The organism is Advenella sp. EE-W14 (assembly GCF_012923605.1).
Taxonomy (GTDB): Bacteria; Pseudomonadota; Gammaproteobacteria; order Burkholderiales; family Burkholderiaceae_B; genus Advenella; species Advenella alkanexedens.
This window is the reverse complement of the sequence record NZ_JAAVNG010000008.1, coordinates 342,022-368,789: the sequence shown is the minus strand read 5'-3', so window position 1 is coordinate 368,789 and position 26,768 is coordinate 342,022. Positions and strand designations below refer to the sequence as shown.

Below are 26,768 nucleotides of genomic sequence, written 5' to 3'. Positions count from 1 at the left end.
ATAGGTTGATCACGTTCAAGACGATGCTGACTGGGGTCAGGCCGGTACCAACTGCGACGAGACAGGCGTGTCAGACGACACGCCTTGGCAATGGACAGCGAGCCCCGCTGAACCAAGTGCAAGGCCGCTTCACGTCGTCGCTCCGGCGTCAGAGCTTTCCCAGCAAATCTTTGATCGCTGCGTTCTCCAAAGCCAATTCTGCGTACATTTTCTTTAGACGGGCATTTTCCACCTCGATGTCCCGCAATCGTTTCAAATCCGACGCCTCCAAACCACCGTACTTGCTTTTCCACTGGTAATAAGTCGCGTTGCTGATGCCATGCTCGCGACAAATATCGGTCACTTTCATGCCTTGCTCAGCCAATTTCAAAATAGCCACAATCTGAGTTTCTGTAAATTTAGATCGCTTCATGATTTCCTCCATCAAAGATGATAATGGCAGAAATCTCTGGTTTTGGCTTGTGCCTTTTTAGGGTAAGTTTACGAAAGAAGACCTTAGCCCCAATTTAACCTGCAGGGCAGCTGGTCCTGTAAACCCTGCCCCGGGTAAAACAGCCCCCCAATATATTGAAGAAGCCTTAAAATCCGAATTATATTCAAGCGGTTTGTATGCGCCCGAGTCAAAAAACCGCATTAAGGCACAAATTACCGAATTAGGATTTAGCTCAGCTGGTGCCGCCAATTGGGCTATTGGTATGCACCTAGCTTCTAATTCACTACCCGAAGGATATGATGCAAATATCAAATATCCATTTAGTGCCAGCTTCTTTGCCGATTACGCATGCCGCGATGTAGCAGAAGCATTTGCCCCGGCAGTACAACAATTAGTTAATAAAGCAGTAACCGCACCTGAATTCCAGCAATTGATTAGACCTTCTGGTTTGGCCATACGGTAACCCGAATAGCTTTATCCTGTAGAGCCTCCCACCTCACAAAGGTAGAAGGCTCTTACTCGTTACTTGTTTCCATGCTCCCGCGTGGGAACAGCATACACTTTGGTCAATGTTTGAACTGGATATCGGTACTGATATGCATTCCCACGCAGGAGCATGGGAACGAGGTTCACCGAACATAGCCCTGGCACCCTGGGGCCGCATCACGCCATTCACTACCCCATTCAAATACGAACAAATTCAGGCCACATACCGCAACATGGTAACATAATGAATACCGCTGCCCGCCAGCACAAACAAATGCCAAATACCATGCGCATGACGCCAGCGACTGTCGTTGGCATAGAATAAAATACCCGCCGTATAAGCCACACCACCGGCCAGCAGCCATAAAAAGCCGTCCCGGCCCAATGCCTCCATTAGCGGGAATAGCGCGATAATTGCCAGCCAACCCATTAACACGTAAAGCAGCATTGAAAACACCCGTTTGCCGCGCGCCAGCCAGATTTCCTGGACAATGCCCAGCACGGCCAGCCCCCATACCACTCCAAACAACGTCCATCCCCAGGCACCCCGCAGGCTGACCAGGGCAAAGGGCGTATAGCTGCCGGCAATCAAAAGATAAATGGAACAATGGTCAAACTTGCACCAGATCCGCTTGGCCCTGCCGCGCAGGCTGTGATAAAGCGTGGACGCCAGGTATAAAAAAAGCAGCATGGCCCCATAAATGCTGAAACCGACAATCTTCCAGGGATCGCCTGCCTGTGCGCCAAGCACAATAAGCAATACTGCACCTACTACCGCCAGCCCTGCCCCTGCCAGGTGGGAAATACTGTTAAACCGTTCACCGTAATACATTCGCCTGTTCCTTTTTCATCCAACATTCTGTGGTACCGCCAATTTTTATTAAGTTATACACCATACCCGTTACCTTTCCCCCGCTCGAGAACAAATAAACGCATAAAATTTATTTCCAATTTGCTACTAAGCCCATAACCAAAAAGGCATAGTTTTATTACTTCTTTTTCAATTGACACAAAAGAATGATTCTTACTAAGATCAGCATACTTCAGTAAGAAGCATTTGTCATTTTAATTGAAGCTTAAGATATAAATTATTCTGTTATCACGTATAAAAATTTTAGTACGTACAAAAAATATCAAAAATATCTGTTTGAAAGGAGACATCACTACAATGTCAATCAAGAAACTCTTGTTTACGGCCATAGCCTCATTATCGCTGGCCCAGATTGCGGTTGCCCAAACTGACCAGCCCAAACCACCCAACATCATTGTCATTCTTGGCGATGATATCGGTTTCAATGATATAGAACCCTTTGGTCAAACCGTTATTCAAACGCCCGAACTGAATAAACTGGCGGCCGAAGGGATGCGTTTTACCAATTATCACGTGCATCCAACCTGCTCACCCACACGCGCCCAGTTAATGACCGGGGTTGATAACCACTTGGCGGGAATGGGTGCCATGGGTGAATACCGCACCCCTGAAATGGACAACTATCCCGGAAGCTATATTGGCTCCCTGAACGAAAAAACCAATACGATTGCCGAAGCCCTGAAGGAAAATGGTTACTTCACTTTCATCACCGGCAAATGGCACTTGGGCGCCAAACCGGAACAGCTGCCTGAAGCAAGGGGGTTTGATAAATCCTATATCCTGATTAGTGCTGGTGGAAGCCACTGGGATGACTCCAGTCTGGTTGCCATTCATCCTAAAAACAAATTCTCCGAAAACGGCAAAATCATTCCCAGGGATACCGGCGAGTACTCATCCGATCTTTACACCAATAAATTCATTTCTTACATACAGGAAGCCGAGAAGCTGGATAAGCCATTCTTCGGTTTCCTTTCTTTCCAGGCCGCTCACGACCCCTTGCATGCGCCTGCCGATTTCATCAAAAAGTATGAAGGAAAATTCAGTGCCGGTTATGAAAAGCACCGTGAAGAACTGTTTGAGAACATGAAGCGTCTGGGAATTGTACCCAAAACCAGCGTGATGTCTCCGGCTGCCCCGATGCAAAAACGCTGGGATGAGCTCAGCCCCGATGAAAAGAAATATCAAGAACGTCTGATGGAAGTGTATGCCGCCATGGTTGACAATATTGATATGAATATTGGCAAAGTGGTTGCCGAACTGAAAAAATCAGGAGCCTATGACAGCACAATGATCTTTTATTTCCATGATAATGGCCCCTCTCCTTCCTACATGGATTTCTATCCAGGCAATGCGGACGGAAAATGGATTGCACAGGAGTTTGATACGTCTTACGAAAACCTCGGTGCCCCCAAATCCTATGCCGGCGTAGGGCCTGGATGGGCAGCAGCCAGCTCGGCACCGTTCAAGCTGTTCAAATTCTTCATGACCGAAGGCGGCACATTATCACCCATGATTGTCAAAGGCCCTGCCGTCAGCAAGCCCGGCTCCATTAATGACGCTTTTCTGGGCGTTGAAGATATTTACCCCACCATTCTGGAACTGGCCAACGCCGAGCGTAGCGAAACACGTAATGGCATCCCGCTGGCCCCATTAAAAGGGGTGTCCTTTGCCAATGTCCTGCAAGGAAAAGCCGACTCTGCCCGACCTGACAACTTTGAGCGTGGCGAAGAGCTGTTCAACAATAAGGTTTATCGTATGGGCAAATGGAAGTTAAGCTGGTTGCCCAAACCTTTTGGTGAAGAGCGCTGGCAACTTTTTGATATGGATAATGACCGCACGGAAACCCGTGACCTGGCCAGTCAGCATCCTGAAATTGTTGAGGAAATGGTGAAAAAGTATGAGGTTTGGGCCAAAGAACATAACGTTCTTAACTGGGATTCCGAGTTCCTGGCCCAAGGTCTTTTCAATTATTTTGATTGGAGAAAAGGCCTGCCAACACAAATCATCATTAAAGACTAAACAGTAATCATCAGGGATACCCGTCATGAAACGAAAATATTTACCCGGCACATCCATGCTTGTCCTAACCTTGCTGATCAGTGCAGGCAGTCATTTCTGTCAAACGGCTCAGGCTACGCCCAAACACGTGCAAATCGGAGATGGAGTGAATGGTCCTCGTGGAATGGTTTGGATTGACAGTGGACAGTTTCTGATGGGCAGTGACAGTGACAAGTCACAACCCAATGAACGTCCTGCCCATCTGGTATCCCTGGATGGATTCTGGATAGACCAGCATCATGTCACCAATGATGATTTTGAGAAGTTTGTTGCCGAAACGGGTTACATCACGACGGCAGAAAAAAAACCGGACTGGGAAACCATCAGCGTCCAATTGCCTGAAGGCACCCCTCGTCCGAATGATTCCGTTTTAGTTCCCGGAGGCCTGGTTTTTATTTCAACCGAAAAACCGGTATCACTGGCTGATTACTCTCAATGGTGGCGATATGCCCCTGGTGCAAACTGGCGGCAACCCAACGGACCGGGTTCAAATATCAAAGACAAGGGAAACCATCCTGTTGTACAGGTTTCGTATGAAGATGCCATCAACTATGCCAAATGGGCCAAAAAACGATTACCGACAGAGGCGGAATGGGAATATGCCGCCCGAGGCGGACTGGATCAGGCCACATATGCCTGGGGAGATATCCTCAAGCCTGACAATAAGGCAATGGCCCACACCTGGGATGAAGCCAGTTCAGCCTTTCCTGTGCAGTCAGCCAAGGTTTTACCAGGCACATTGCCCGTTAAAAGTTTTGAGGCCAACGATTACAAGCTGTATGACATGGCCGGCAATGCCTGGCAATGGGTCGCCGACTGGTATCGTCCCGATTCCTTTGTGATACAGGCCAAAAACCCGTCAAATCATAATCCCCAAGGACCAGAGGCTTCCTTGGACCCAAGCAGGGTCAGGCCGGATGCGCCCACCCGGGTTATCCGTGGCGGTTCCTTTTTATGCAGTGAAACATATTGCGAAGGATACCGTGTTAGCGCAAGACAGGGACAAGACCCGTACAGCAGCTCGGCCAACGTGGGGTTCAGGCTGGCCATGAGCATGGAGGAATGGGAAAAACTGACAAAAGATTAAACCTTGTCCATTTTCCGGATGAAATAAAATGGACAATAAAAAATAAACCCCGCTACTCAAAAAACAGGGGGTTTATCAGTAATCTGACCTGTTAATTAAAACAGGTTTATTTTTCATGCCTGGATTTGAGCTGTTAATTCATCCAGGAATTGATCCATCGTTGCGTACGGGCACCAGTTGCAAAACGGTTCCATTGCTCTTCGGGACGATTGAAGGCTTTGGTGAATTCATCACACATGTCCCGGTTCTCACTCATTTGCGCAACCGCCTGCATGGTTTCCTGGCGGGGCGGTTTCAGGAACAAATTGGTCCAATGGGTGGCACACTCAACGCGATCCCTGCGTTTATCATCCACGATCTGGCAGAAACGCTCGTCAATGACCGACTGCTTGACAATTTCCTCACCCAACACGAAGGCACTATAAGAAGCCATATTGGCCCCCTGCCCCATCAAGGGATCCACCGTGGCATGCGCATCGCCCAGCGCAATGGCAAATTTATCATCACCAAGGCCAATATAGCCTTCACGAACCACGGGTATAACTCCCCCTTGCAATAAATCACGGGAACCATTAGCCAGATCGAACTTGGCCGGATCAATGCGTGCGCTAATGGTTGGGTGATACTTCTCCAGCTTTTTCAACATGGCATCAAGGAAACGACGGGGGTTTTCATCATAATTCAAATGCGCCCATTCCTCTGTGTCACCGCCAGGTATGTTCAGGGTTAGCAATGCATGACCCGCGCCCTGGAAGGTCACGGTAGGCAAATCAATAATCTCACCATTTCCAGGAGAGTTGGACAAGGTCACGTTACGGTGTTCCTCATCGGCAATCCCTGTATAAATACCGGCACAAATTATGCGTTGAGGCGCTGAATGCGGACTGAGTTTTTCATTGCGTGCAAACACATCCCTTAATGTTCCCTTACCCACGCACACCACCACCAGATCCACGCTTTTGGCCAATCCGGCCAGGTCTGCCGCCTGAATGTCTTTGTATTGAATCTTGCCTCCTCGTTCAAGGAAATCATTCATTAGCTGGGGCAAATAAATTCTGTAGTCAACCGCCCGGCTGGGAGAACCCAAATCACCACGAAAATGCAAAGGTTTTTCCCCACCAAAATAATAGGTCTGGCCTGGATAGCCATATGTTTCGTCGCACCAATGGTTCACGCCCAGCTCCTTTTCACGTGCAACGGTAATTGCATGATGGGTGACTGTATTAAGCAATCGCAAACCGGCATATTCTTCCGGTTTACGATCGGTATAAATGGTGACGTTCACATCATGTTGACGCAGATATAAACCAAGATGAAGCCCACCGACACCCGCACCCACAATGGCAATTTTTTTATTCATCTGAATAAACTCCTTTAAATATCAATTAAATTCTTATAATGGAAAAAAGCGATTTTTTATATGAAAAATATATTTGAATCAATATCTTACAAATAAAACACACATCACCATTTCATCTTAAATTGATACCATAAAATATTCAAATGAAATAAAATAGCACACCACATTACTTTAAAGTTATATTGTTTTTTTTAAAATCAAGACTGAAAGTTCAAGACAGAAATAAATGTTTCCTGTTTTTCTCAATCGACTCAGGTGTATCAAAATCCATCACGCACCCCTGATCATCAACAGGAACCCGGGTTAGGTCATTGGTATTGTCCTGCAGGATCTTCCTGGCGCCCCTGTCGCCTCCCAAACTGACAAGATCGTTAAAAAACGTCTTGGCAAACCAGACAGGATGTCCCTGTTGCCCCTGATAATAAGGGGCCGCCAATTTTGCATGAGTCGCAGAAGCCACCATACTGTGCAGGGTTGATACCTGGATAAGTGGCAAATCTGCCGGACTGATGAGCCAGCCGGCATATTGTTCAAGATGGGAGACCGCATAGGAAAGCGAGTCACCCATGCCAGAGGACGAAAACGGCATTTCCAGAAAAGAGATGCCTTCCCGCTTTAAGCAGTCGATATGTTGCCGGGAATGGTTGCTAAGCACCACCCAGACATCAGAGCCCAGAATACGCTGGATTTTTTTTGCCGTATGAAGAAACATAGGCACACCATTCACATCAAACAGACGTTTATCTGTGCCAAAACGAATGGATTTACCGCCAGCCAGAATAATGGCCGCTATTTTTTGAGGTTTCTCCATATGTCTGCCCCGGGCTAAAATACTTTTTCAACATCAATGTTTTTGGCATAAGCAACATCAGAAGACGGTGGCAAATTGACCGCATTTTTCACGGCCAGGATTTCGGCCATCACACTGACGGCAATTTCTGATGGTGTCTTGCTGCCAATATAGACGCCAATTGGTCCGCGCAAACGTGCCAGTGATGCCTCGGTCTGGTCAAAATGCCTGATCATTCTTTCTTTTCGGGCACGACTGTTTTTACGTGACCCGATAGCACCCACATAAAAAGCATCTGTTTCCAAAGCCTGCAATAAGGCCAGATCATCCAGTTTCGGATCATGCGTTAGCGCAACAATGCAGGTACGGGCATCTGGCCTGAACGCATCCACGGCGTCATCAGGCATCAGAGTGGTTAACTTGGCCCGTGGTATGGACCATTGTTTATCTGCATTAAGACGTGGGTCACACACCGTGACATCAAAACCGCAAAACAAAGCCATGGTGGCCAAATACTCGGATAATTGCCCTCCACCGATAATCAGCATACGATATTCAGGACCGAAACAGCTTGACAAAAAACCGCCTTCAAGCCGCAAGGGTGTGGGTGCCGGTGCACGCGACAACACAACGTTACCGTCCTCCTGCCGGACAACCCGATTCATCAGGTTTCCGGCATCCAGTTCCGCCACCAACTCGGCCAAAGCTTTCACATCGGTGTTAAACTCCAGAAAAAGCTCGATGGTTCCGCCACAAGGCAATCCGAACTGGTGTGCCTCGTCGGCGGTTACCCCATATTTGATCAGCTCGGGAGGACCATCCTGAATGCCTGAAGATGATCCAAAACGGAGAATAAGGTCATCTTCCAGACAGCCTCCCGAGACAGAACCGACGGTGGCACCACTTTCTGACAGTGCCATGATAGAACCGATTGGGCGAGGTGAAGAACCCCATGTCCTGACAACCGTCACCAAGACCGCTTTCTGGTCCCGTTGACGCCACTCAAGCAAGGTACGCAAAACCATTACATCAAGATTTTCCATGAGTCCTCCTTATGTTTATTTAGTCACGACATGATAAGTCAAACCTGCCCTCTCAATAAGAAAAAGGGTTTTCGCCTATCAAAAAAACGTCTGAATACCAATCCGGGAAATAGACTGGTTTCTGCTGGAGGAAGCATCGTCAGGTCCAAATAAACCATTGATGCTGGCTCTGGCATCCTTGTTGGTTCTTTGGTAAATCTGCTGCACATAAACCAGCGTGCGTTTTGACAAAGAATACGACAACGTCGAGTTAATTTGATGCGCATGATTTTTATTCAGTTGTGCATTGCCTTTCATATAGTTATAGCTGGCACCTAATGCCCATTTGGGATCAATTTGCCATTTTCCGCCAATTTCGGCCGCATAAACGGAAGCATTATTGGAACGGTTACTGGTTTTGGTAAACAAGGCAATCGCCGTCACTTTTTCAAACTCATAGTGCATACCCACACCCCATGTCCGCACGGGGGTTTGTACCGGTGCCATGGTTGCGTCCACTCCATATTTAACATCCGTATAGGCGGCCCCCATTCCAAAAGGCCCCGATTTATAATTCAGGCCAAAACTGAGCGTCCTGTCTTTAGTCGACCTATTGGGCCCGGAGCCAAAGCCATATAGTGCGCCTGCAGTAAAACCGCCAAAATCTGGTGTTCTATACTTGACAGAATTATGCACTTGTTCTCCGGCTGTCCTGTCCCAATCAGACCCTCCTGTTGCATTAAAGGGGATACCCAACTTTGCAAAAGGACCTTGTCTAAACGTATATAAACCGCCGGCACTGGGCCCCGCCGCATTCCTGGAAATGGTCAGGGAATCCCACATGAAATCGAATTGGTTACCTAATGTCAGGCGGCCATATCGATCACTATCCAAACCTACAATTGCGGTACGGCCAAAAAGACCATGTCCGGGAATGGTTTTGCCTTCATGGATATTAAACTGGCTTTGCAAATCAAAAATGACTTTTGTGCCATCACTTAAATGCTCACTGCCTTTAAATCCAATAAATGAAGGTGTGTAAATACCTGAATCCGTCCTAAAACGCCGGTCATCTCCCTGATTTGAAATATACGATACACCTATATCCAGCAAACCATAAATTTGCACACTATCTTTTTTTTCCGGCTCTGCGTGTGCAATGCCACCTGCCAGGCAACAGGCCAAGCCTGCTGCCACCAACTTCTTCTCCATGCCATCTTCCTTTTTTAATAAATAATAATATTTTTAATTTGAATAAAATCAATCACTTGAATGATTTTGTGCAAAACAGAAGGCAATAGAAAGCCCTCCGTTTTACACGGTATTTTTTTACTTCGTTTGCTTAAATGTCTTTAATTAAGACTTGGCAAGAAAATCACCTATCGTTTCATCAGTATGAAAGACAGGTTTTTCATGATAGTGAGGACCATCATAAATTTCGATCAGCACACTACGTTCGTGTGCAATAGTTGGACCATGCGGATGCCCAACTGGATTCATATAGAATGAACCGGGCTTCAATCTCAAGCCAACGTCAACATATTCATAATCACCCTCAAGGCAATACATGAACTGATTCGAGGCATGCGTATGTTTAACGGGAATACGACCGTCTTTCTGGAACTCCAGCAAGGCAATGCTGGCCCCGGTGTCTGGATTTTTCCATAAGAAATACTGCCGGAAACCATACTCGGGATAATCAATCCACTGTTCAGGATCCAGGTCCCGGGTATTCAACAAAACCTCCAAGGTTTCACAAAGTACTTTATTTTGCTCATGCATAGTAAAACTCCAATGCCGGACGCCCTTCTTTTACCCAGCGGTTATATTCTTCCTTACTGGCAACATTGGCAGGGAACAAGCCAATCAATGAACGGCCACGCTCCAGGTGCCAGGCAACAAACTCTTCGTACATTTCAGCCTCGGCTGCTTCATGGGCCACCTCATCAACCAGATAACGGGGAATCACCACAACTCCATCCCCGTCACCAACGATAATGTCACCCGGATAAACACAGACACCGGCACAACCAATTGGCACATTCCACTCAAGCGGATGCATGCTTAACGGTGTTGCAGGCGCTGCGCTTCTTTGCTGGAACGCGGGCAATCCAATTTTAATGAAGGCCGGAACGTCACGAAATCCGCCATCGGTCACCACCCCTTCCACACCCCGTGTCTTCAGGCGCAAAGCCATCATGTCACCCATTGACGAGGCGCGCGTGTTGCCAAACGCATCAATAACCAACACCGAGCCTTTCGGGCAGATTTCCATTACCCCCCGATGTTTATTGTCATCGCGGGAATAAGCATCCATCGTGTCGATGTCTTCACGTGACGGAATAAACCGTAATGTAAAGGCGGGCCCGATCATTTTGGGCTGCCCGGGTGAGAGCGGATTGATACCCAACATCAATGTATTGCGAAAACCGCGCTTCAGTAAGGCATTGGACAAATTGGCCGTACTGCTTTTCATCAAGGCTGCACGGGTTTCCTCAGAGATTTGAGCAAATTCATTTTGGCTTTTTACGGTATTCTCTGCCAGGTTTTTTGACATCATATATGCTCCTAAATTCGTAATAGAACCTGTCATATGCTATTTACGCAGAGTTTCTTTAACAATGGTATTTCTCAAAATACCCACACCTTCAACTTCCACTTCAACCACATCGCCCTCTTTCATCCAGACTTGGGGATTGCGACGCAAACCGACACCTCCGGGCGTACCGGTTACAATCACGTCACCGGGTTCCAAAGCGGTAAAGGTGGAAATAAAACTGATCAGGGTAGGAATGGAAAACGTCAGCATGTCTGTCGTGGTTCTTTGCATTTCCTCGCCATTCAAACGGGTAACCAGGCTTAAGACGCGATCGGTAGACAGCTCATCCGTTGTCACCAGCCAGGGGCCAAAACCTCCGGTTGCATCGAAGTTCTTGCCAGGTGTCCATTGATTGGTAGCCAATTGCCAATCACGTACGCTGCCATCGTTATAGCAAGAGTAACCGGCAACATGTTCAAAGGCCTGATCTTCGGGAATACGACGACCACCCTTGCCAATCACGATCGCAATCTCACCTTCAAAGTCAAACTGATCCGACTCTGCAGGACAAACCAAGGGGCGATTATGACCCACCTGGGATTCATTCAAGCGCAGGAAAATAACGGGCACCTCGGTATCCGGACGATTGCCCTCGACACGATGAGCAAGATAATTCAGGCCGGCACAAAAAATACGCGGTGCATTCGGAATAACCGGTAAAAATACCACGTCGTCAACATGAAAGTCAGGTTGTGAGTTTTCCACCAGCGCTTCCAGACGGTTCAGCCAGCCACCTTTAATGGCAGACAGAAGATCCGGGCAAGCATTACCCAGACGACGCCCCAAATCATAAACATACTCGCCCTCCACCAACCCGAAAGTTGAGCGATTCTGACTTACAAAAGACATTAATTTCATGACTACTCCACTTATCCTTATTTCTTTAATAAAGCCTAAAAAAATTAACTTAATTTATACCGACGGCATTAATTAATGCGATTGGGCAAATTCAATGGCCCGTTTCAAGGCATAAACAACCAGTTGTGCCCGATAGGCAGCCGAAGCATGCATGTCTGCGTTCAGACCCTCTGCGGACTGAACACATGCATTTATTGCGTTCACACTGAAATCAGATTCAAGCAATTTTTCAAATTCACGCTGGCGAAAGACACAGGGACCGGCCCCATTAATCGCAACACGAATTTTTTTATCCATAGTTTGCGAAACAAAACATCCCGCCATCACATAACCCGACGCCGGATTGGGCATTTTGCAGTAACCTGCTTTCAGCACACGTGGAAAATTCACACGCATCACGAACTCGCCTTTCTCAAGCGCCGTGCTGAACAATCCGGTAAAAAAATCATCCGCATCAATCGTGCGTTTATTGGTAATTACCTTGGCGCCCAAACCCAACACGGCCCCCGGGTAATCGGCGGAAGGGTCATTATTGGAAATGGAGCCACCAATCGTGCCCATATTTCTAACCTGAGGATCTGCAATGCCGCTGGCCAAAAATGCCAGGGCCGGAATGGCCTGTGCAATTTCCTTGTGAGCCGCCACGTCAGCATGCCGGGTCATGGCCCCCACCGACACCATCTTTTCATCAACGGTAATGCCACGCATTTCAGGCAGATCCTGTAAGTCAATCAGCAATGCCGGATTGGCCAGTCTTTGTTTCAGGGTTGGCAACAGCGTCATACCCCCGGAAATGAAGCGGGCTTCAGGATTTTTACTGAAAAGCTCATTGACTTCCTGAACACTTTTCGCACGCACATAATCAAAGTTATACATAGTTATACGTTCCCTGCCGATACGCTACCCTGACACTTCCTGGCACAAGAATGAATGGCATCCACAATCCCCTGGTAACCGGTGCAACGGCACAGATTACCCTCCAGCTCATGACGAATGACCGCCTCGTTGTCAGCACAGCCACGATTCAGGATATCCAGCCCCTGCATGACCATTCCCGGTGTACAGTAACCACACTGTAAGGCATGGTGTTCCTGAAAGGCGGCCTGCAGCGGATGCAGGTTTTCCGGAGTTCCCACCCCTTCAATCGTGATCACTTCTTTTCCATCTGCCATAACGGCAAGCGTGGTACAGGACTTGACACTTCGGCCATCCAAATGCACAGTGCAACAACCGCACTGTGTCGTGTCGCAACCCACATGAGACCCTTTCAGGCCACAATTTTCACGCAGAAAATGAACCAAAAGCGTACGGGGTTCAACCTCGTGTTTCTGCTCAATACCATTAACCATAATGGCGACTGTAGTTTTTGACATATTTTGAATACCTCGGTAAAAATCCTGACCTGAAACACCCTTATCTGGAGCCCAGATAAGCAGCCAGTAAAGCAATTACTAAAACGGTGAAAGCCCAGGTCCATGCCGGCATTTGAATGGATACACCCGATTTGGATGGTGTCGCTTGCGCATACACCGGAGCAGGTACAAAAGCCGGTGTCGCAGCAACCGCCGAACCAGCCGCTGCAACAGCAGTTCCCATTGCCGGTGCTGCCACCTTGGCAGGTTCTGCCACCGCAGGCGCTGGACCCAGCAATTGTTGGCTGAAACGCTCAAAAAACTGTTTGGTCAATTTGGCCGAGGTCGCATCAATCAGGCGTGAACCGATCTGTGCAAGACGCCCGCCTATTTCTGCCTTGGCTTCATATTTCAGCAAAGTCCCCTGATTGGCCGCCTCTTCCAGCGTGACAACCGCACTGCCTTTGGCAAATCCGGCGACGCCCCCATCTCCCTCAAATGCCAGGGTATAGGTTTCAGGTGCTTTCATATCAAGTTGTCTAAGTTTTCCATTAAAACGGGCCTTTACCGGACCAATTTCAATAACCACCCTAACCGCATAAACGCCTGTCTCCACCTCAGTCACTGACTCACAACCAGGGATTGACAACCGAAGCACCTCCGGATTCATCAGGGCAGACCACACCTTTTCCCGAGACACGGGAAGCTGCTGTTCACCATTTAAAATCATGTTTTTGTCTCACAAAAAAATTAAAGGGGCGGCAAAGTTGCCGGACGCTTGGTTTGCCATCTGAATTGATAAACTTCTATTTTTGATGACAGCTCCGCCTTCTCAAATGGATCGTTATTGATCATCTCCCATACTTCCGCTTCATCATGGGCATCAATAACCATCATCCCGCCAATAGATACCCCGTCCTTATTCTGCATGGGCCCACCAAAATGAACCCGGTCATGAAATTGCTTCATATATTCCGCATGCAACGGACGCGTCGCCTTTCTTATTTCTTCCGCTTTGCCATCGGTACGGTCAGTCCTGTATACAATAAACTGCTTCAACATCCTCATTTCCCTTCACATTCCTGATTCAATTTGTTCATTTCAAACTTCATGCTTATGATTCAACCGCTTGCGGTGCTTTTCCTGATGCCTTGCTTTGCTGAATGGCTTCCCAGACTTTCAATGCGGTCAAGGGCATATCGATATGCTTGATGCCATAAACACTTAATGCATCCATCACTGCCGACGCTACCGCCGGAGGCAAGCCAATGGTTCCGGTTTCCGCTCCTCCCTTGACGCCAAGCGGATTGGTTTTTGTGGGTACCGGCCTTAAGCCCACACGGATACGTGGGAAATCCTTTGCCTTAGGCATGGCATAATCAGTAAACGATCCGGTCAGCAGCTGGCCATCTTTGTCATGCACGACTTCTTCCAATAACGCCTGACCCACTGCCTGGGCAATACCGCCAATAATCTGACCCTCAAGAATCAGCGGGTTAATGACATTACCCACATCGTCTATACCGGAAATATCAACCAGCGTGATTGTGCCTATTTCAGGATCAACCTCTACTTCACAGATATAACAGCCATTCGGATAGTTTTGCGGTTGCGCTGTAAAGTACCCCCTTCCCTCAAGGCCTGACCACAGTTCAGCCGGCAATGGCTTGGGTGTTCCCCAGGCATAGGTTGTCTTGGCCACCTTGTCCAACGTGATTTCCTTGTCCAGGGCTGCATGGCGATAAACACCATTCGCAAACTCAAGGCCCTCCTCATCACATTCCAGCAGGATGGCGGCAACCCGCCTTCCCCTTTCGATAATCTGGTTACACGCGGCCAGCAAGGCAGAACCGCCGACCGTCATACTGCGTGATCCGAAACTGCCACGGCCGTTGGCCACTTTATCGGTATCACCCTGAATCAGTCTGATTTTTTCAATAGGCACACCCAGCCATTCATGGACCATCTGGGCGTAACTGGTTTCATGTCCCTGGCCATATGAGAAAGTACCGGCAATAACCGTAAGTCCGCCTGTCGCATCGAAACGCACCTCCATCCTGTCGCTAATCGTGGCTGCCACTTCGATGTACATGGACAAGCCACGTCCGCGCAATAAACCACGTGCCGCACTTTCTTTGCGACGTGCATCAAAACCGTCCCAATCGGCCAGTTTCAGCGCATCATCCATAAGGGCTTCAAATTCACCGCAGTCATAGGTTTCATTAATAGCCGTACGATAAGGCATCTGCGCCGGACTGATCAGGTTACGGCGACGGATTTCAACCCTGTCCATACCCAACTCAGCGGCAGCCAGATCCATCATGCGCTCAACAATCAGGGTGGACTCGGGACGTCCTGCTCCCCGATAAGTGGTTAATGTACGGCTGTGCGTAAACACACCGTTTACTTTGACATGCATGGCCGGAAAGGCGTAAACTCCCGACAACATACGTGACCCCACCAAGGGAGGATGCGCGGTTGAGGGACCTAACTGACATCCCAGGTTGTGGTGGATATCCACCCGAAAACCAAGTACCGTACCATCATTCTTTAGTGCGATTTCAGCATCGGCAACCTGGTCTCGTCCGTTAAAATCGGACAGGAATGACTCGCTGCGATCGGCCACCCACTTAACCGGCCGACCCACGCGTTTGGCGGCCCATAAAACCAGCACTTCCTCGGGATAAAGACCGCCTTTGGTACCAAACCCGCCACCGACATCGCCAGCAACAACATGAACCTGATGAGCGGGAACACGGAAAATATGTTCTGCCAGCAACAAACGGATACGACTCGGGTTGGCGGCCGATGAAGTCAGGTGATAACGCTTGTCCGCTTCATGATATGCACCGATACAGGTACGAGGCTCCAAAGGGTTTCCTGCAAGACGCTGGCTGCGGATACGGCTTTTAACAATACGGTCCGCTTTTTCGAAGGCGGCATTGGTCGCCTGCTCGTCACCCATTTCATGACGGAAGCAAATATTACCCGTTGCCTCTGGCCAGACCAGCGGTGCATTTTCCGCAATCGCTGACTCTACGGTAGGCGCTGCGGACATATTGTCATAAACCACCTGTATGCGCTCAGCGGCATCCATCGCCGCAGGAAGCGTTTCCGCCACAATAAAAGCAACCGGACTGCCAATAGCCAGAACACGCTTTGAGGATAGAGGTGGAAATGGGGTGGGATGATATTTCTTTCCGGTAATGGTGGGCGGAATGCTCACGCACGGAATATGACCCAAGCCATCCTGTTCATAATCTTCTGCTGTCAGGACCGCCAATATTCCCGGCACGTCCAGTGCACCTGAGACATCGATACTGACAATATTGGCATGGGCGACTGTGGAGCGTAAAACATAACCTCTGGCCTGTCTTGGTAAATTGACATCATCCGCAAAGGTCCCCTGTCCGGTTAACAGACGTACATCCTCCACCCTGGGAAGCGGTGCCCCTATTCCCTGGGATACCTTGACCATTGACTCTACTTTCATTTACTTTTCTCCACAAATACCCATGCCGCACACATAATCAACGACTACCAGCATGAAGTCGCATCGTATACATTCTCATCCAGTGAGAATGTCAGCGGAGTGCCCTTGCTGATAATCTTTCCATAACGACCCGCATAGAAAAGCAGGCCCCTGTCCGGATGTTTGGGGCGCTCCATTGTATGAACCCGCCCCACAAACAAGGTATGATCCCCACAGGGATAAACATGCTCCAGGTCTGTTGCGATCTGTACATTGGCACCTGACAGGACGGGTACATTACCAATACGTTCAAATTGCGGGCATTTACCTTCAATGGGTTTACCTGCGAAGTGGTTACTGCACCATTCCTGGTGCTCACTCAAAACACTCACCCCGAAATAGCCCGCACGTTGAATGCGATCATGCATTCTTGCCGTACATGCAACAGAGACAATAATCAGCGGCGGTTCCAGTGAGCCGGACATGAACGCATTGGCGGTCATGCCATGAGGCTCCCCATCCACATCAGTGGAAATAACAACGACACCGGTGGCAAATTCACCCATGGCATTGCGAAACTCACGTGGATTAAAATTGGCGACTCGCTCGGCACGCTGTTTTTCAAGGATTAATTCTGTCATTTGAATCTGCCTCATGTTGGTTGGATTAAAGTCTTGCCTTAACCGTTTTTATTCAAAAAAGTCCCGCGTAGGGTCCATGCCCCACTGGGTCGTATCATCAGCAAAAACATCGTAATACAAAGGCTCGTAATCCTCATTAACGACATCACCATCGGTATAGTGCTCAACACGAAAACCGAATGGATCACGCCAATAATCAAAAATCTGGCTCCCGATCAGATGGCGACCAACACCACAATCCAGGCGATGTCCCTTGGCAACCAGATAGTCATGAGAACCCATGACGGAATCAAGGTCCTGGAATTCAAAAGAGCAATGATGGACACCGGTCACTTGTGCCTGCACGATCAGCATGGAATGATGATCAACAAACTCCGCTCCCTTGTCCATGCGCAGGAATGTACCAATTACCTGACTCTTGTCGCCCGGCACGCACATGTAATCGGAAGCCAACAGACCAAAACGCTCATCGAACCATTTGACTGACTCGGGATGATTGCTGACACGCAATACAAAATGACCGATACGCAAGGCCAGCCCAGGCTCACGCTTTGGACGCAAAGAGGCGTTGTAACGGGTTTTCACATGACCGGCATTGAATGGATTGGGCGGACGATGCGTGATTTCCTCGGCAGGCTCCTGACCCCAGATCGCATCAATTTGCACGTTATCCGGTGTCATCATCCGAACACGCCAGCCACCGCCCGGGTAGTCATCCACTTTGGTCACGGCAGAGGAACCTGGCAACTTGGCAAGTTCATGCAGGTCCTCCATGCTTTCCATACGAATAGCTGCACCAATGAATTTATTTTCATCTCCAAGCAGAGTGACATGCAAAAAGGGTGATGTACCTGCCCCGCGCATAAACAGACTTTTGTCGTCTTTATGTGCTGTTAATAACCCGAAGTCCTGCATAAAAGACTCCATCAGATCCAAATCATTAACTTGGTAAACAACATAGGCAATTTCAGTTCCTAATGGCATATCTCTCTCCTTAAAATAAAAATATTGGTTTAATTATCTGCGTTTGATAACGCTTACATCATCAGGATTGATCAGGTCAGGTACAGTCCATCCGTCAAGATCATATTCACTCATACATGTATCAACGAATGATTTCATCTTATCCAGATCACCTGTTCCTTGCGCATCCCACAAGTTGGCCAGGCGGGTCACATCGTTGGAGCCAAGATAATTGATTTCATACAATTCATGACGGGCACCAAATTCAGTACCAATGGTGTCCCACAGCAGCTTCATAGTCTTGACACGTCCCTCGGCATCCACATCACCCGTACCACGGACATATTTGTCCAGGTAGCCACGAATTTCAGGCGCTTTGAAGTCATTTGCGTGTGAATTCAAGTAGATCAGGCCACTTGCCACGCTGGATTCAATAATATTTTTGATGGCAGGGTAGGCAATTTGCGACAATACACGATAAGACGTTGCAAAACGTGCATCAGGCTGAACCATGCCATTCCATGGCACATTGCTCTTTGCCATGGCATCAGACAAGCCCCACATGGCATTACGCCATGCAATGACTTCTCCAAAACGCGACTGAACACCATGAAAACTGGCGCTACCGGTAATTTCCAGTGCTTTTGCCAACAAACCGCAAATAAAATCAAGTTTAACGGCAAGACGAGTACAACCATGCATAGCAGCACGACTATTAAAGCCGGAGCCGGGTGCAAAATCGTTTGCCAGATCGGCATTACCGTACATAAACACGTCTTCCCATGGAATAAATACATTATCCATGACCAGAATCGCATCGTTTTCATCCAGACGGCTTGACAACGGGTAATCAAATGGGCTGCCTGTCACTGCAGCACGATATTCATTTGAAATACGGGAAATCATTTTCATGCCAGGCGCACCGGTAGGCACCATGAAAATAGGTGTATATTTAGGATCTTTAATCGGAAGCTGGCCAGCATGTGCCACAAAGGTGTAGTGAGTCAGGGCTGAACCGGTCGCCACCACTTTGGCACCACTGACATAAATACCCGCATCGGTTTCTTTTTCAACGTGGATGAAAACATCAGAAGTATCTGCCGTCGGCTTGTTACGGTCAACAGGGGGATTCATGATCGCATGGTTGATATACAAAGTGCGCTGCTGTGCTTTCGAATACCAGCGCAAGGCGTTTTCTTCGAAGCCTTTATAAAAGGCCGAGTTGGCGCCCAAGGTACCCAGGAAAGACCCCTTGTAATCTGGAGAACGTCCCATCCAGCCATAGGCAACACGCTGAATTTCAGCAACCGCATCACGCGCGGCAACCTGTTCTTCTACGGTTTTGGGAGCCAAAAAATAACGATGGGTAAAACCACCCGAGTCATTGGGAGCTGTCAGCAGCTCACGACGTGACTCATCATGCATCGCATCATACATGCGCGCAATCATGCGGGCCGAGTTTCTGAAAGCCGGGTGCTCTGCAATATTTTTAACCCGCTCACCATAAATCCAGACCTCACGACCGTCATCAAGACTTTTCAGGTATTCTTCTCCGGTAAACGGTATGTTTTTTGCATTCGATTTTGCATCTTTCTCTTTTAAATTTGTTTCGACTTTCATGTCATATCTCCATATATTTTAAAATTAAATTAAAATCAATTATTTTCTTGACAAAGCCATGGCCAATATCAATATCAACCCGATTGTCATTGTTGATGCATAAGCCCCAACCTGCATCAGATTCAAGCCGTTTTGAACCAGCATAATCAACAGCGTACCAACTACAACAGCAAATACACGCCCTACACCACCGGCCAGACTGACACCGGCAATAACGCAAGCGGCAATTGACTCAAGCGGTAAGGTCACACCGACGTTCGCCTCCCCTGTACCCAGGCGGGCAGTTAGCAACAAACCGGTCAGGGAAGCAAACACACCACAAATCACAAAGGCCTGGATGATAACCCGTTTAGTGCGAATACCTGAAAGATCAGCAGCACGCTGGTTGCCACCTGTCGCATAAACGTGACGTCCAAAGCGTGACCACTCCAGAAGACCATAAGTAATCAGGATCAGCAGCAAGGCAACCAATGAAGGAATGGGAATACCCATAAACTCACCAAATCCAAATACCTCACCCAAAACATCGGGCAAACCGTAGACAGGCACACCACCACTGATAAACAACGTAATGCCGAACAAAACGGAAGACATGCCCAGGGTCATCATAAAAGGGGGAATTCTCATGACCGCCATGCCAACACCATTGATCAAGCCAAAAACGGCACCCACCGCAAAACCGACCGCACTGCCCGCCGCAATCGCCAGCCAGGGACTGTCAGGCATGGCGGCCATCATGGATGCCATCACCAGTGCAGCGGCCACAGATGTCAATGCCGCAATGGCCCCGACTGATAAGTCAAGTCCGCCCACCACCAGCACAATCAATTGCCCCAAAGAAACAATCAAGAGGTAAACCGATTGCCGGGCAACATTCACCAGGTTATCTGCCGTTGCAAACCCGGGAGCCATGACATAAAAAACCAGTGAGGCAACAATAAACAGAACCGGCAATACCAGCATCTGGCGGTATTTATAAATAAAATTCGCACTCAGTCCCGAGGCGGGCTTCTTTTCTGTAACAGGTACAGTAGTAGTCATTGATGTTGTGTTCATTTGAAGTCTTGCTCAAAAAAAGTTTTCCAGAATGCGATGCTCATCAAATTCATCACGCTTGAATTCGGCGGTAATAGCACCGTTGTTCATGACCAGAATTCGATGGCACAGGCCGAACAACTCTGGCAAATCGGAAGAAATCAGTAAAATTGCCGCCCCTTCCTTGCTTAAATCCGCCAAATAACGATAAATTGATGGCCTTGCTCCCATATCGACACCAACCGTAGGCTCATCAAACACAAACACGGAAATATCCTGTGCCAACCCTTTAGCCAGCATCACTTTTTGCTGATTGCCACCAGAGAAATTACTAATGGGTTCACCCAGTCTTTCTTTTGCAAATTCGACTTTGTCTGACAAATCCTTCAACAGATTGATTTCCTGTTGCGGCTTCAAGACTTTGCCGGCTATTTTTCCCCAGATCAGACCTGATAAAGACATGTTTTCCTTGGCAGGACGACACATCACCAGACCTTCCTGCTTGCGATCTGCCGGGCTATACCACAGACCTGCCTCAATGGCATCGGCAGGATGCCTGAAATTGGTTTTATGATCATCAAAAACAATGTCACCCCCAGTGATTTTTTTCAAACCAAAACAGGCTTGTCCCAATTCACTTTTGCCACACCCGACCAGACCGGCAATGCCAACAATTTCCCCGGCTTTTACATCAAGACTCACATTCTCAATATTGGGCACGCCCAATTCATGCGCCAATGACAAATTGCTTATTTTCAACCGGATCTTGCCCACTTCCGTATTCAATGACGGATAAATGGCATCCAGGGTCCTGCCCGTCATCAACCTGATCAGTTCAGGCTCTGGCGTTGTTGCCGGTACCGTGGCGATCTGTTTACCATCTCTTAATACCGTCACCACATCACCCAGAAGCGGAATTTCATGCATTCTGTGTGTAATGTAGATAATGGCCGTTCCCTGTTTTTTCAGCTTCAAAACCAAATCAAACAAGGAACGTGCATCATGCTCGGACAAAGACGCAGTCGGCTCATCCAGAATAAGGATTTTCGGTTTTTTTCTTAAGGCCTTGCAAATCTCAACCATTTGCTGCTTACCACGCGGCAAAGTGGCGACATAGGCATAAGGATCAAGATCAAAACCCAAGGTGTGGATCAGCTCTTTGGCTGACTCAACTGCCGTCCGCCTGGCCAAAAGACCAATTGAGTCAAGCGGCTCCTCACCCAGCACAATATTCTCCGCAACCGTCAGTTGGGGAATCAGGGAAAACTCCTGAAAAACAGCCCGAATACCTTCTGCACGTGATGCTGCAACGCTTTGAAAAACACCTCGATGGCCTCCGATTTCAAGCTCTCCCTTACTGGGCGGATTGGCACCCGCCAGCATGGAGATAAAGGTTGATTTGCCGGCCCCGTTTTCACCAAATAAAACATGAACCTTACCTGACTCAATATCCATATGGATATTATCCAGAGCGACATGATTGCCATATATCTTGGTAAGTCCCCTGATCGCAAGGACGACCCGGGACTGGCCTTCATGCTGCTCAGGCGCTTTATCCTGGATGTTTTCAAGAACTGCGCTTTGCACTATTGCCTCACTTTCCAAAACTGAAAACAGGTCTGAATCCTGCTGGAGCAAAGGTAATGGACGGATCAAATTGACCAACGGTGGCAGGTGTGTAAACCGTACCGATCGTATCCACCCGTGTCAGTGCCTCGGGGTTGTTACCTTGTTCAAGAATCCGTACTGCCGAATCGATGGTCATTTTTGCAGTCGTTACAATAGGTGCCACACCCGCGGCTTCAATTTCACCTTTTTTCAGGCCTTGATACACACCCGGCGTCATATAAACAGAAACCAGTTTGACCTTATCCAACAGCTTGCGTGCTTTTAGCAATGGCAACGCACCTTCCACCATCACGGCCGTGCCAACGATATAGTCCAGGTCTTTATGGGTTTGCAACATATCTTCCACCAGACGCGCCTGGATTTCCTTACCTACATCACCATATTTGGTTTCGGCAATAACCACTGCGCTGTCCTTGATACCATCCAGAAAACCGGCATTAAACCCTTCCACAAAACCGGCTCCTGCAGGGCCAGGCAACCATCCCACACGCACCTCGGGAGTTCCTTTGGGATGTTTTTTGGCCAGGTACTCACCGGCACGGAAACCCTCGTCACGCGGGTTCGTCAGGACACGGGCAGCCACGTCGGTTGAGTTGGAGCCATTAAAGGCATCGATGACAACAATATTTTTGTCCTTGAGCGTTTTCAGCATATTGCCGACACCTTCGGCATCAATGGAAACCATGACAACCGCCTTGGCACCACCGGCAACACAATTCTCAATCTGGGAAATCTGATTGTTCAGCTGGGTATAACCGCCTGCATCCAGCACCTGGACGCTGACACCCAGCCTTTTTGCCTCTTCAACAACCCCGTAATTGGCTGCCAGCCAGAATGGGTCTTTCATGTGCGGAAAGGACACACAGATAGGCCACTTCTGGCTGGCCTTTTGCTGCCCCTGATACTCTACCTTGACTACGTTTCCATCAGCACCCACCTGATTGACCTCAATAGGAAACCAATCGGCTGCATGAACAACCGAACCGCTTAATGCAATTGATGCCGTTGCAACAAATTTTAAAAATAAATTAGATGTCATCCTCTTATTCCTTTAGGTTTAAATTTTTATTTACATTAAAAATTTATTTAATGTTCAGACTTTATTTATTTGGTTATTTCTTTATTTGAAAAAATAATAAGACCATGTCCCTATAAGATCAAATGAAATTAAATTGGCTTGAGTATTCCATTTTGGTTATACTAGTCGAATAAATCTTAAAAAAGAGGAGCATCTCATGTCTCGTACCGACTGGTATTTACGCGCAAACTTACGTTTCAAGCATCTTCAACTGTTAATTTATCTGGATGAAATGAGGAGCGTGAGTAGAGTGGCATCCGCATTGGCATTGACTCAGCCGGCGATTTCAAAAATGTTGTCATCAATGGAAACGGGTCTGGGAATTAAAATTTTCAACCGCACGTCTTCCGGGCTCGAGCCTACCCAACACGGCCTGTGCCTGATACAAAGCGCCAAAGATATTCTTTACAAACTGGAGGCAACCCGGTTACAACTTAGGGAAATCACTGAGGGACCAATGATACAAATATCAATGGGTGTCATGCCCATTGCGGCCCTTGCCTTTGCGCCCACACTGCTAACCGCCCTGGATCAAAGCCCCATTGACTTTTCCGTCACCGTACGTGAAAGCACCTTAGGCACACTGTTACCGCAGTTGAAAACAGAACAATTAAAATATATTGCCGGGGTTATTCCTAATAAACCATTGCCGGCCGACCTCTGCTCGGAGGTTTTTTATGAGGATTCTTTTGTCATAGCCGTCAGGAAAGGCCATCCATTGGCCAACCAACCCGATCTGGATTGGAAACACCTTAGCAACTTCCCCATGATTCTCCCCACCCGTGATGCCATCACGCGGGAAATTATTGTAGACACCCTCTTAAGCTACAATATTCCCATCCCCAACCAAATTGTCGAGTCATTATCAACGCTCACCAATGTAGGCATGCTTAAATCATCCGACGCCTTTGGCACCATCCCCATGGAAATGGCCACTTTTTTTAAAAAATTGGGCGTGCTGGAAATATTGCCGCTGACCATCACCGATATCGTCAGGAAAGTAGGACTCATCTGGCATATCAATCACGAGACGACACCAGAGCATGAAATGGTCATGAAAATCTTTCGGGATGGTTACGCCCAATCCACAAAAGACACCGGCAATACACCCATTACGGAAACACCTTTTTACGTATAGAGATAATGTGCTGGGCCATCATTTCAACAGCCGCCGTCCGGTCTGCTGAAGCGATGGTTTCATACAAAGCCTCCAGCTCATGGATATTCGGGTTTTCAGCCCCCGGTGTATGGGTCCTGAACCACAGCCTCATGGAGCGATCAAGCAATTGACCGGCAAAATTGGCCAGCAGCTCATTATTGGCCGCTTCATAAAGTGTCTGGTGAAAAAGACGGTCTACTTCCATACTGCCCTGGTGATCATTGTTTTGTGCACACTGGCGCCCGATCTGTACGATTTTCTTCAGTTTATCCAGGAGCTCGGGGGTCATTCTTTGCATGGCCTCGCCCGTCAGGTATGGCTCTACCAGCAGACGGGAATCAATCAGGCTCAAGAAACTATCAATGGTTTCCGCCTTGATCAATATGCCTTTACGCGGCAAAATAGCCACCAGTCCTTCCCTGTCCAGACGATGAATAGCCTGGTGAATGGGACTGCGACCAATCGAAAGAAGCGTGCACAATTGCGCAACATTGATCTGATCCCCCGGTTTCAACTCGTTTTCCAGGATCATTTTTTTAATGGCAATATACGCTTTTTCCGCAAGCGGCAACGATAAACTTTCAGGGCCATCGCCCTTCTTAGGTTGAATCATGAGTTTATAGGTGTAGAGGATAAATTAATTATGCATGACAGGATGGTCATGAGTGCCTGAATGTTCAAAGGCAATCGTTTTTTATAATCGCCCAACAAAAAAGCAGGCAGAAAATCTGCCCGCCACATTACCCTATGCACAAAAACAAGGGAAAACACAAGGCACCAGGTACTTATTCGATTCTAACATTCGCGTCATTAATGACCTGCTTGTATTTTAAAGCTTCTTTGGTCATAAAATCAGCAAAACCGGCTGCATCGGTGGGTTTTGCCTGCATGCCCTGCTGTTCAAGTATTGCCTGTACATCAGGGTGAGCTAAAGCAGTAGTAAACAACCGGTTTAACTGCTCAATTCTTTCATCACTGACACTGGATTTGGCCAGTAAACCCAACCATGTTTCCGAGGTAAAGTCCGGATAGCCCTGTTCGGCAAAGGTGGGAACATCAGGCATCCTGGGATGACGCTCCGTACCCGATACCGCCAATGCTTTCAGTTTACCCGCCTCAAGATGGGGCGCAATGGCACCCACATCCCCCAATGTGGAATGGACCTCTGAGCTTAATACCGCCAATGTTGCCGGTGCAGCTCCTTTATAGGGAACATGAAGCAGATCAAGACCAACCTGGTGGTTGAACAGTTCATAGCCCAGGTGACCTGAAGAGCCGGTTCCGAATGATGAATACGTGCCTTTATTATCTTCTTTTTTCGCCCACTCGATGAACTCTGTCAAATTGGATACGGGTACATCATTGGATACCACCAGCACATGCGGATTGGATGCCAGACGGGTAATCTGGCGAAAATCCTTATTGATATCATATGGCAGTTTCTGCATCAAACTGGGCGTAATCACAAAACTGGCCGCTATCAGCAAAACCGAATTATCATCATCGGCTTTATTCAATAGTGCCTGCGCACCAATAACCGTATTTCCGCCTGGTCGATTTTCAATAATCACATTTTGCGAGGTATCTTTTTCTATCACCTTGCCAATCGACCGGATAATTGAATCAGAAGGTCCCCCGGCAGCATAAGGAACCACTATATTCAAAGGCTTGCTTGTATCGGCCTGGGCCAGCCCGGCATATGAACCCAGCAGCAGACCAAGTCCCAATAACATTTTTTTCATAATATCTCCTGTAGAAAAAAAAGGCCGCACCAAGTGACAGCCTTTTCCTTATTGCTTTTAGTTATTGATTATTTTTTAGCCAATCTTGCCTGGCCTTGGATTTCAACCAGAATTTCTGGTTTTGCCAAGCCTTTCACTTCGATCAGAGCACATGCGGGGAAGTCGCCACTGAAAAATTCACGACGGGCTTTCCATACACCTTGATTCTCTTTGATATCGGTAACAAAAATGGTCATTGTCACGACGTCATCAATCGTGCCACCCGCAGCTTCACACAGATCTTTCATTTTTTGAAAAATAACTTTGGCCTGCTCGTAACCATCTTTACCAATAATGGTTTCGCCATCGTTAGCGCGGGAAGTAAAACCAGATAAATACAGAGTGTCTTCTACTTTCAGACAGTTTGACCACAGACCTGGAGCAGCTTCAGCAACATTGGGGCTTGTGATACGAACGCGATGTGATTGTGACATGTTTCTTCCTTTGATGATGATTTTATTTAATAACAGTGAT

The 26,768-nt window shown here is 47.9% G+C and carries 26 protein-coding genes and 1 pseudogene; 4 read left to right on the top strand and 23 right to left on the bottom strand.

The genetic code is table 11. The annotated features are described in order from the left end of the window. Positions 1 to 159: 159 nt before the first annotated feature. Positions 160 to 412, bottom strand: a pseudogene (locus HCX92_RS15045) (transposase); the annotation flags it as partial. A 193-nt stretch (positions 413 to 605) separates the two neighbouring features. Here HCX92_RS15045 and HCX92_RS07315 point away from each other — a divergent pair. After that, entirely contained in the window at positions 606 to 896 is a 291-nt protein-coding gene (locus HCX92_RS07315) for a hypothetical protein (RefSeq protein ID WP_169294266.1), read from the top strand. A gap of 237 nt (positions 897 to 1,133) precedes the next feature. Here the strand turns inward: HCX92_RS07315 and HCX92_RS07310 are convergent, their stop codons facing one another. Continuing rightward, positions 1,134 to 1,751 carry a hemolysin III family protein gene (locus tag HCX92_RS07310; protein WP_169294265.1) on the bottom strand — a complete coding sequence of 206 codons (618 nt, stop codon included), beginning with the start codon at positions 1,749 to 1,751 and terminating at the stop codon, positions 1,134 to 1,136. A 336-nt stretch (positions 1,752 to 2,087) separates the two neighbouring features. Here HCX92_RS07310 and HCX92_RS07305 point away from each other — a divergent pair, with 336 nt between their 5' ends. Further along, entirely contained in the window at positions 2,088 to 3,809 is a 1,722-nt protein-coding gene (locus HCX92_RS07305; RefSeq protein WP_169294264.1) for an arylsulfatase, read from the top strand. Positions 3,810 to 3,834: 25 nt separating this feature from the next. Then, a complete protein-coding gene (locus tag HCX92_RS07300) occupies positions 3,835 to 4,935 on the top strand; it encodes a formylglycine-generating enzyme family protein (protein WP_169294263.1) in 1,101 nt (366 codons plus the stop codon). 133 nt (positions 4,936 to 5,068) lie between these two features. Here HCX92_RS07300 and styA read toward each other — a convergent pair whose 3' ends face one another. The 18 genes from styA to torT form a co-directional block, all read right to left on the bottom strand. Next, entirely contained in the window at positions 5,069 to 6,295 is a 1,227-nt protein-coding gene (gene styA, locus HCX92_RS07295) for a styrene monooxygenase subunit StyA (RefSeq protein ID WP_169294262.1), read from the bottom strand. 211 nt (positions 6,296 to 6,506) lie between these two features. Continuing rightward, positions 6,507 to 7,106: an NTP transferase domain-containing protein gene (locus HCX92_RS07290; RefSeq protein ID WP_169294261.1), complete on the bottom strand. Its 600-nt coding sequence runs from the start codon at positions 7,104 to 7,106 to the stop codon at positions 6,507 to 6,509. 14 nt (positions 7,107 to 7,120) lie between these two features. Continuing rightward, positions 7,121 to 8,128 carry an XdhC family protein gene (locus HCX92_RS07285; RefSeq protein ID WP_169294260.1) on the bottom strand — a complete coding sequence of 336 codons (1,008 nt, stop codon included), beginning with the start codon at positions 8,126 to 8,128 and terminating at the stop codon, positions 7,121 to 7,123. Positions 8,129 to 8,206: 78 nt separating this feature from the next. Next, entirely contained in the window at positions 8,207 to 9,319 is a 1,113-nt protein-coding gene (locus tag HCX92_RS07280) for a porin (RefSeq protein ID WP_169294259.1), read from the bottom strand. Between the two features lie 144 nt (positions 9,320 to 9,463). Further along, entirely contained in the window at positions 9,464 to 9,889 is a 426-nt protein-coding gene (locus HCX92_RS07275; RefSeq protein WP_169294258.1) for a cupin domain-containing protein, read from the bottom strand. Further along, complete coding sequence (locus HCX92_RS07270) at positions 9,882 to 10,667, bottom strand: ribonuclease activity regulator RraA (protein WP_211182303.1); 786 nt, start codon at positions 10,665 to 10,667, stop codon at positions 9,882 to 9,884. Before HCX92_RS07270 ends, HCX92_RS07275 begins: the two co-directional genes overlap by 8 nt. Positions 10,668 to 10,703: 36 nt before the next feature. Then, a complete protein-coding gene (locus HCX92_RS07265) occupies positions 10,704 to 11,564 on the bottom strand; it encodes a fumarylacetoacetate hydrolase family protein (RefSeq protein ID WP_169294257.1) in 861 nt (286 codons plus the stop codon). A gap of 72 nt (positions 11,565 to 11,636) precedes the next feature. Then, positions 11,637 to 12,440 (bottom strand): xanthine dehydrogenase family protein subunit M, encoded by an 804-nt coding sequence (locus HCX92_RS07260; protein ID WP_169294256.1) that lies wholly within the window; start codon positions 12,438 to 12,440, stop codon positions 11,637 to 11,639. Positions 12,441 to 12,442: 2 nt separating this feature from the next. Then, positions 12,443 to 12,937, bottom strand: a complete 495-nt coding sequence (locus HCX92_RS07255) for a (2Fe-2S)-binding protein (protein WP_169294255.1) — start codon at positions 12,935 to 12,937, stop codon at positions 12,443 to 12,445. 40 nt (positions 12,938 to 12,977) lie between these two features. Continuing rightward, entirely contained in the window at positions 12,978 to 13,646 is a 669-nt protein-coding gene (locus HCX92_RS07250; RefSeq protein WP_169294254.1) for a CoxG family protein, read from the bottom strand. 20 nt (positions 13,647 to 13,666) lie between these two features. Further along, complete coding sequence (locus HCX92_RS07245) at positions 13,667 to 13,978, bottom strand: YciI family protein (RefSeq protein ID WP_169294253.1); 312 nt, start codon at positions 13,976 to 13,978, stop codon at positions 13,667 to 13,669. Positions 13,979 to 14,030: 52 nt separating this feature from the next. Beyond that, complete coding sequence (locus tag HCX92_RS07240; RefSeq protein ID WP_169294252.1) at positions 14,031 to 16,409, bottom strand: xanthine dehydrogenase family protein molybdopterin-binding subunit; 2,379 nt, start codon at positions 16,407 to 16,409, stop codon at positions 14,031 to 14,033. A gap of 44 nt (positions 16,410 to 16,453) precedes the next feature. Beyond that, the gene (locus HCX92_RS07235) at positions 16,454 to 17,029 is read right to left on the bottom strand and encodes a flavin reductase family protein (RefSeq protein ID WP_169294251.1); all 576 of its coding nucleotides are present in this window, start codon (positions 17,027 to 17,029) and stop codon (positions 16,454 to 16,456) included. 48 nt (positions 17,030 to 17,077) lie between these two features. Beyond that, positions 17,078 to 18,013, bottom strand: coding sequence for a VOC family protein (locus tag HCX92_RS07230; protein WP_211182302.1), 936 nt, complete (start codon positions 18,011 to 18,013; stop codon positions 17,078 to 17,080). 33 nt (positions 18,014 to 18,046) lie between these two features. Beyond that, positions 18,047 to 19,612, bottom strand: coding sequence for a 4-hydroxyphenylacetate 3-hydroxylase N-terminal domain-containing protein (locus HCX92_RS07225; protein ID WP_169294250.1), 1,566 nt, complete (start codon positions 19,610 to 19,612; stop codon positions 18,047 to 18,049). Between the two features lie 39 nt (positions 19,613 to 19,651). Further along, on the bottom strand, positions 19,652 to 20,653 hold the full coding sequence (locus tag HCX92_RS07220; RefSeq protein WP_211182301.1) for an ABC transporter permease: 1,002 nt from the start codon (positions 20,651 to 20,653) through the stop codon (positions 19,652 to 19,654). 27 nt (positions 20,654 to 20,680) lie between these two features. Beyond that, positions 20,681 to 22,234 (bottom strand): sugar ABC transporter ATP-binding protein, encoded by a 1,554-nt coding sequence (locus HCX92_RS07215; RefSeq protein WP_169294248.1) that lies wholly within the window; start codon positions 22,232 to 22,234, stop codon positions 20,681 to 20,683. 7 nt (positions 22,235 to 22,241) lie between these two features. Continuing rightward, the gene (gene torT / locus HCX92_RS07210; RefSeq protein WP_169294247.1) at positions 22,242 to 23,315 is read right to left on the bottom strand and encodes a TMAO reductase system periplasmic protein TorT; all 1,074 of its coding nucleotides are present in this window, start codon (positions 23,313 to 23,315) and stop codon (positions 22,242 to 22,244) included. A gap of 196 nt (positions 23,316 to 23,511) precedes the next feature. Here torT and HCX92_RS07205 point away from each other — a divergent pair, with 196 nt between their 5' ends. After that, a complete protein-coding gene (locus HCX92_RS07205) occupies positions 23,512 to 24,492 on the top strand; it encodes a LysR substrate-binding domain-containing protein (RefSeq protein WP_169294246.1) in 981 nt (326 codons plus the stop codon). On the opposite strand, the gene HCX92_RS07200 is transcribed toward HCX92_RS07205, so the two are convergent. The 3 genes from HCX92_RS07200 to HCX92_RS07190 form a co-directional block, all read right to left on the bottom strand. Continuing rightward, entirely contained in the window at positions 24,467 to 25,126 is a 660-nt protein-coding gene (locus tag HCX92_RS07200; protein ID WP_169294245.1) for a GntR family transcriptional regulator, read from the bottom strand. The genes HCX92_RS07205 and HCX92_RS07200 overlap by 26 nt on opposite strands. A 172-nt stretch (positions 25,127 to 25,298) precedes the next feature. Further along, positions 25,299 to 26,255 carry a tripartite tricarboxylate transporter substrate binding protein gene (locus HCX92_RS07195; RefSeq protein WP_169294244.1) on the bottom strand — a complete coding sequence of 319 codons (957 nt, stop codon included), beginning with the start codon at positions 26,253 to 26,255 and terminating at the stop codon, positions 25,299 to 25,301. A gap of 68 nt (positions 26,256 to 26,323) precedes the next feature. Next, complete coding sequence (locus HCX92_RS07190; RefSeq protein ID WP_169294243.1) at positions 26,324 to 26,728, bottom strand: RidA family protein; 405 nt, start codon at positions 26,726 to 26,728, stop codon at positions 26,324 to 26,326. Positions 26,729 to 26,768 lie beyond the last annotated feature (40 nt).

Coding starts and splice junctions, on each gene's coding strand:
- HCX92_RS07280 (WP_169294259.1), bottom strand. CDS start 9,319: ATGGAGAAGAAGTTGGTGGCAGCAGGCTTGGCCTGTTGCCTGGCAGGT.
- HCX92_RS07195 (WP_169294244.1), bottom strand. CDS start 26,255: ATGAAAAAAATGTTATTGGGACTTGGTCTGCTGCTGGGTTCATATGCC.
- HCX92_RS07300 (WP_169294263.1), top strand. CDS start 3,835: ATGAAACGAAAATATTTACCCGGCACATCCATGCTTGTCCTAACCTTG.
- HCX92_RS07260 (WP_169294256.1), bottom strand. CDS start 12,440: ATGTATAACTTTGATTATGTGCGTGCGAAAAGTGTTCAGGAAGTCAAT.
- HCX92_RS07230 (WP_211182302.1), bottom strand. CDS start 18,013: ATGCCATTAGGAACTGAAATTGCCTATGTTGTTTACCAAGTTAATGAT.
- HCX92_RS07240 (WP_169294252.1), bottom strand. CDS start 16,409: ATGAAAGTAGAGTCAATGGTCAAGGTATCCCAGGGAATAGGGGCACCG.
- HCX92_RS07310 (WP_169294265.1), bottom strand. CDS start 1,751: ATGTATTACGGTGAACGGTTTAACAGTATTTCCCACCTGGCAGGGGCA.
- HCX92_RS07265 (WP_169294257.1), bottom strand. CDS start 11,564: ATGAAATTAATGTCTTTTGTAAGTCAGAATCGCTCAACTTTCGGGTTG.
- styA (WP_169294262.1), bottom strand. CDS start 6,295: ATGAATAAAAAAATTGCCATTGTGGGTGCGGGTGTCGGTGGGCTTCAT.
- HCX92_RS07245 (WP_169294253.1), bottom strand. CDS start 13,978: ATGTTGAAGCAGTTTATTGTATACAGGACTGACCGTACCGATGGCAAA.
- HCX92_RS07270 (WP_211182303.1), bottom strand. CDS start 10,667: ATGATGTCAAAAAACCTGGCAGAGAATACCGTAAAAAGCCAAAATGAA.
- HCX92_RS07255 (WP_169294255.1), bottom strand. CDS start 12,937: ATGTCAAAAACTACAGTCGCCATTATGGTTAATGGTATTGAGCAGAAA.
- HCX92_RS07200 (WP_169294245.1), bottom strand. CDS start 25,126: ATGATTCAACCTAAGAAGGGCGATGGCCCTGAAAGTTTATCGTTGCCG.
- HCX92_RS07190 (WP_169294243.1), bottom strand. CDS start 26,728: ATGTCACAATCACATCGCGTTCGTATCACAAGCCCCAATGTTGCTGAA.
- HCX92_RS07290 (WP_169294261.1), bottom strand. CDS start 7,106: ATGGAGAAACCTCAAAAAATAGCGGCCATTATTCTGGCTGGCGGTAAA.
- torT (WP_169294247.1), bottom strand. CDS start 23,315: ATGACATCTAATTTATTTTTAAAATTTGTTGCAACGGCATCAATTGCA.
- HCX92_RS07225 (WP_169294250.1), bottom strand. CDS start 19,612: ATGAAAGTCGAAACAAATTTAAAAGAGAAAGATGCAAAATCGAATGCA.
- HCX92_RS07305 (WP_169294264.1), top strand. CDS start 2,088: ATGTCAATCAAGAAACTCTTGTTTACGGCCATAGCCTCATTATCGCTG.
- HCX92_RS07220 (WP_211182301.1), bottom strand. CDS start 20,653: ATGACTACTACTGTACCTGTTACAGAAAAGAAGCCCGCCTCGGGACTG.
- HCX92_RS07275 (WP_169294258.1), bottom strand. CDS start 9,889: ATGCATGAGCAAAATAAAGTACTTTGTGAAACCTTGGAGGTTTTGTTG.
- HCX92_RS07205 (WP_169294246.1), top strand. CDS start 23,512: ATGTCTCGTACCGACTGGTATTTACGCGCAAACTTACGTTTCAAGCAT.
- HCX92_RS07250 (WP_169294254.1), bottom strand. CDS start 13,646: ATGATTTTAAATGGTGAACAGCAGCTTCCCGTGTCTCGGGAAAAGGTG.
- HCX92_RS07235 (WP_169294251.1), bottom strand. CDS start 17,029: ATGACAGAATTAATCCTTGAAAAACAGCGTGCCGAGCGAGTCGCCAAT.
- HCX92_RS07285 (WP_169294260.1), bottom strand. CDS start 8,128: ATGGAAAATCTTGATGTAATGGTTTTGCGTACCTTGCTTGAGTGGCGT.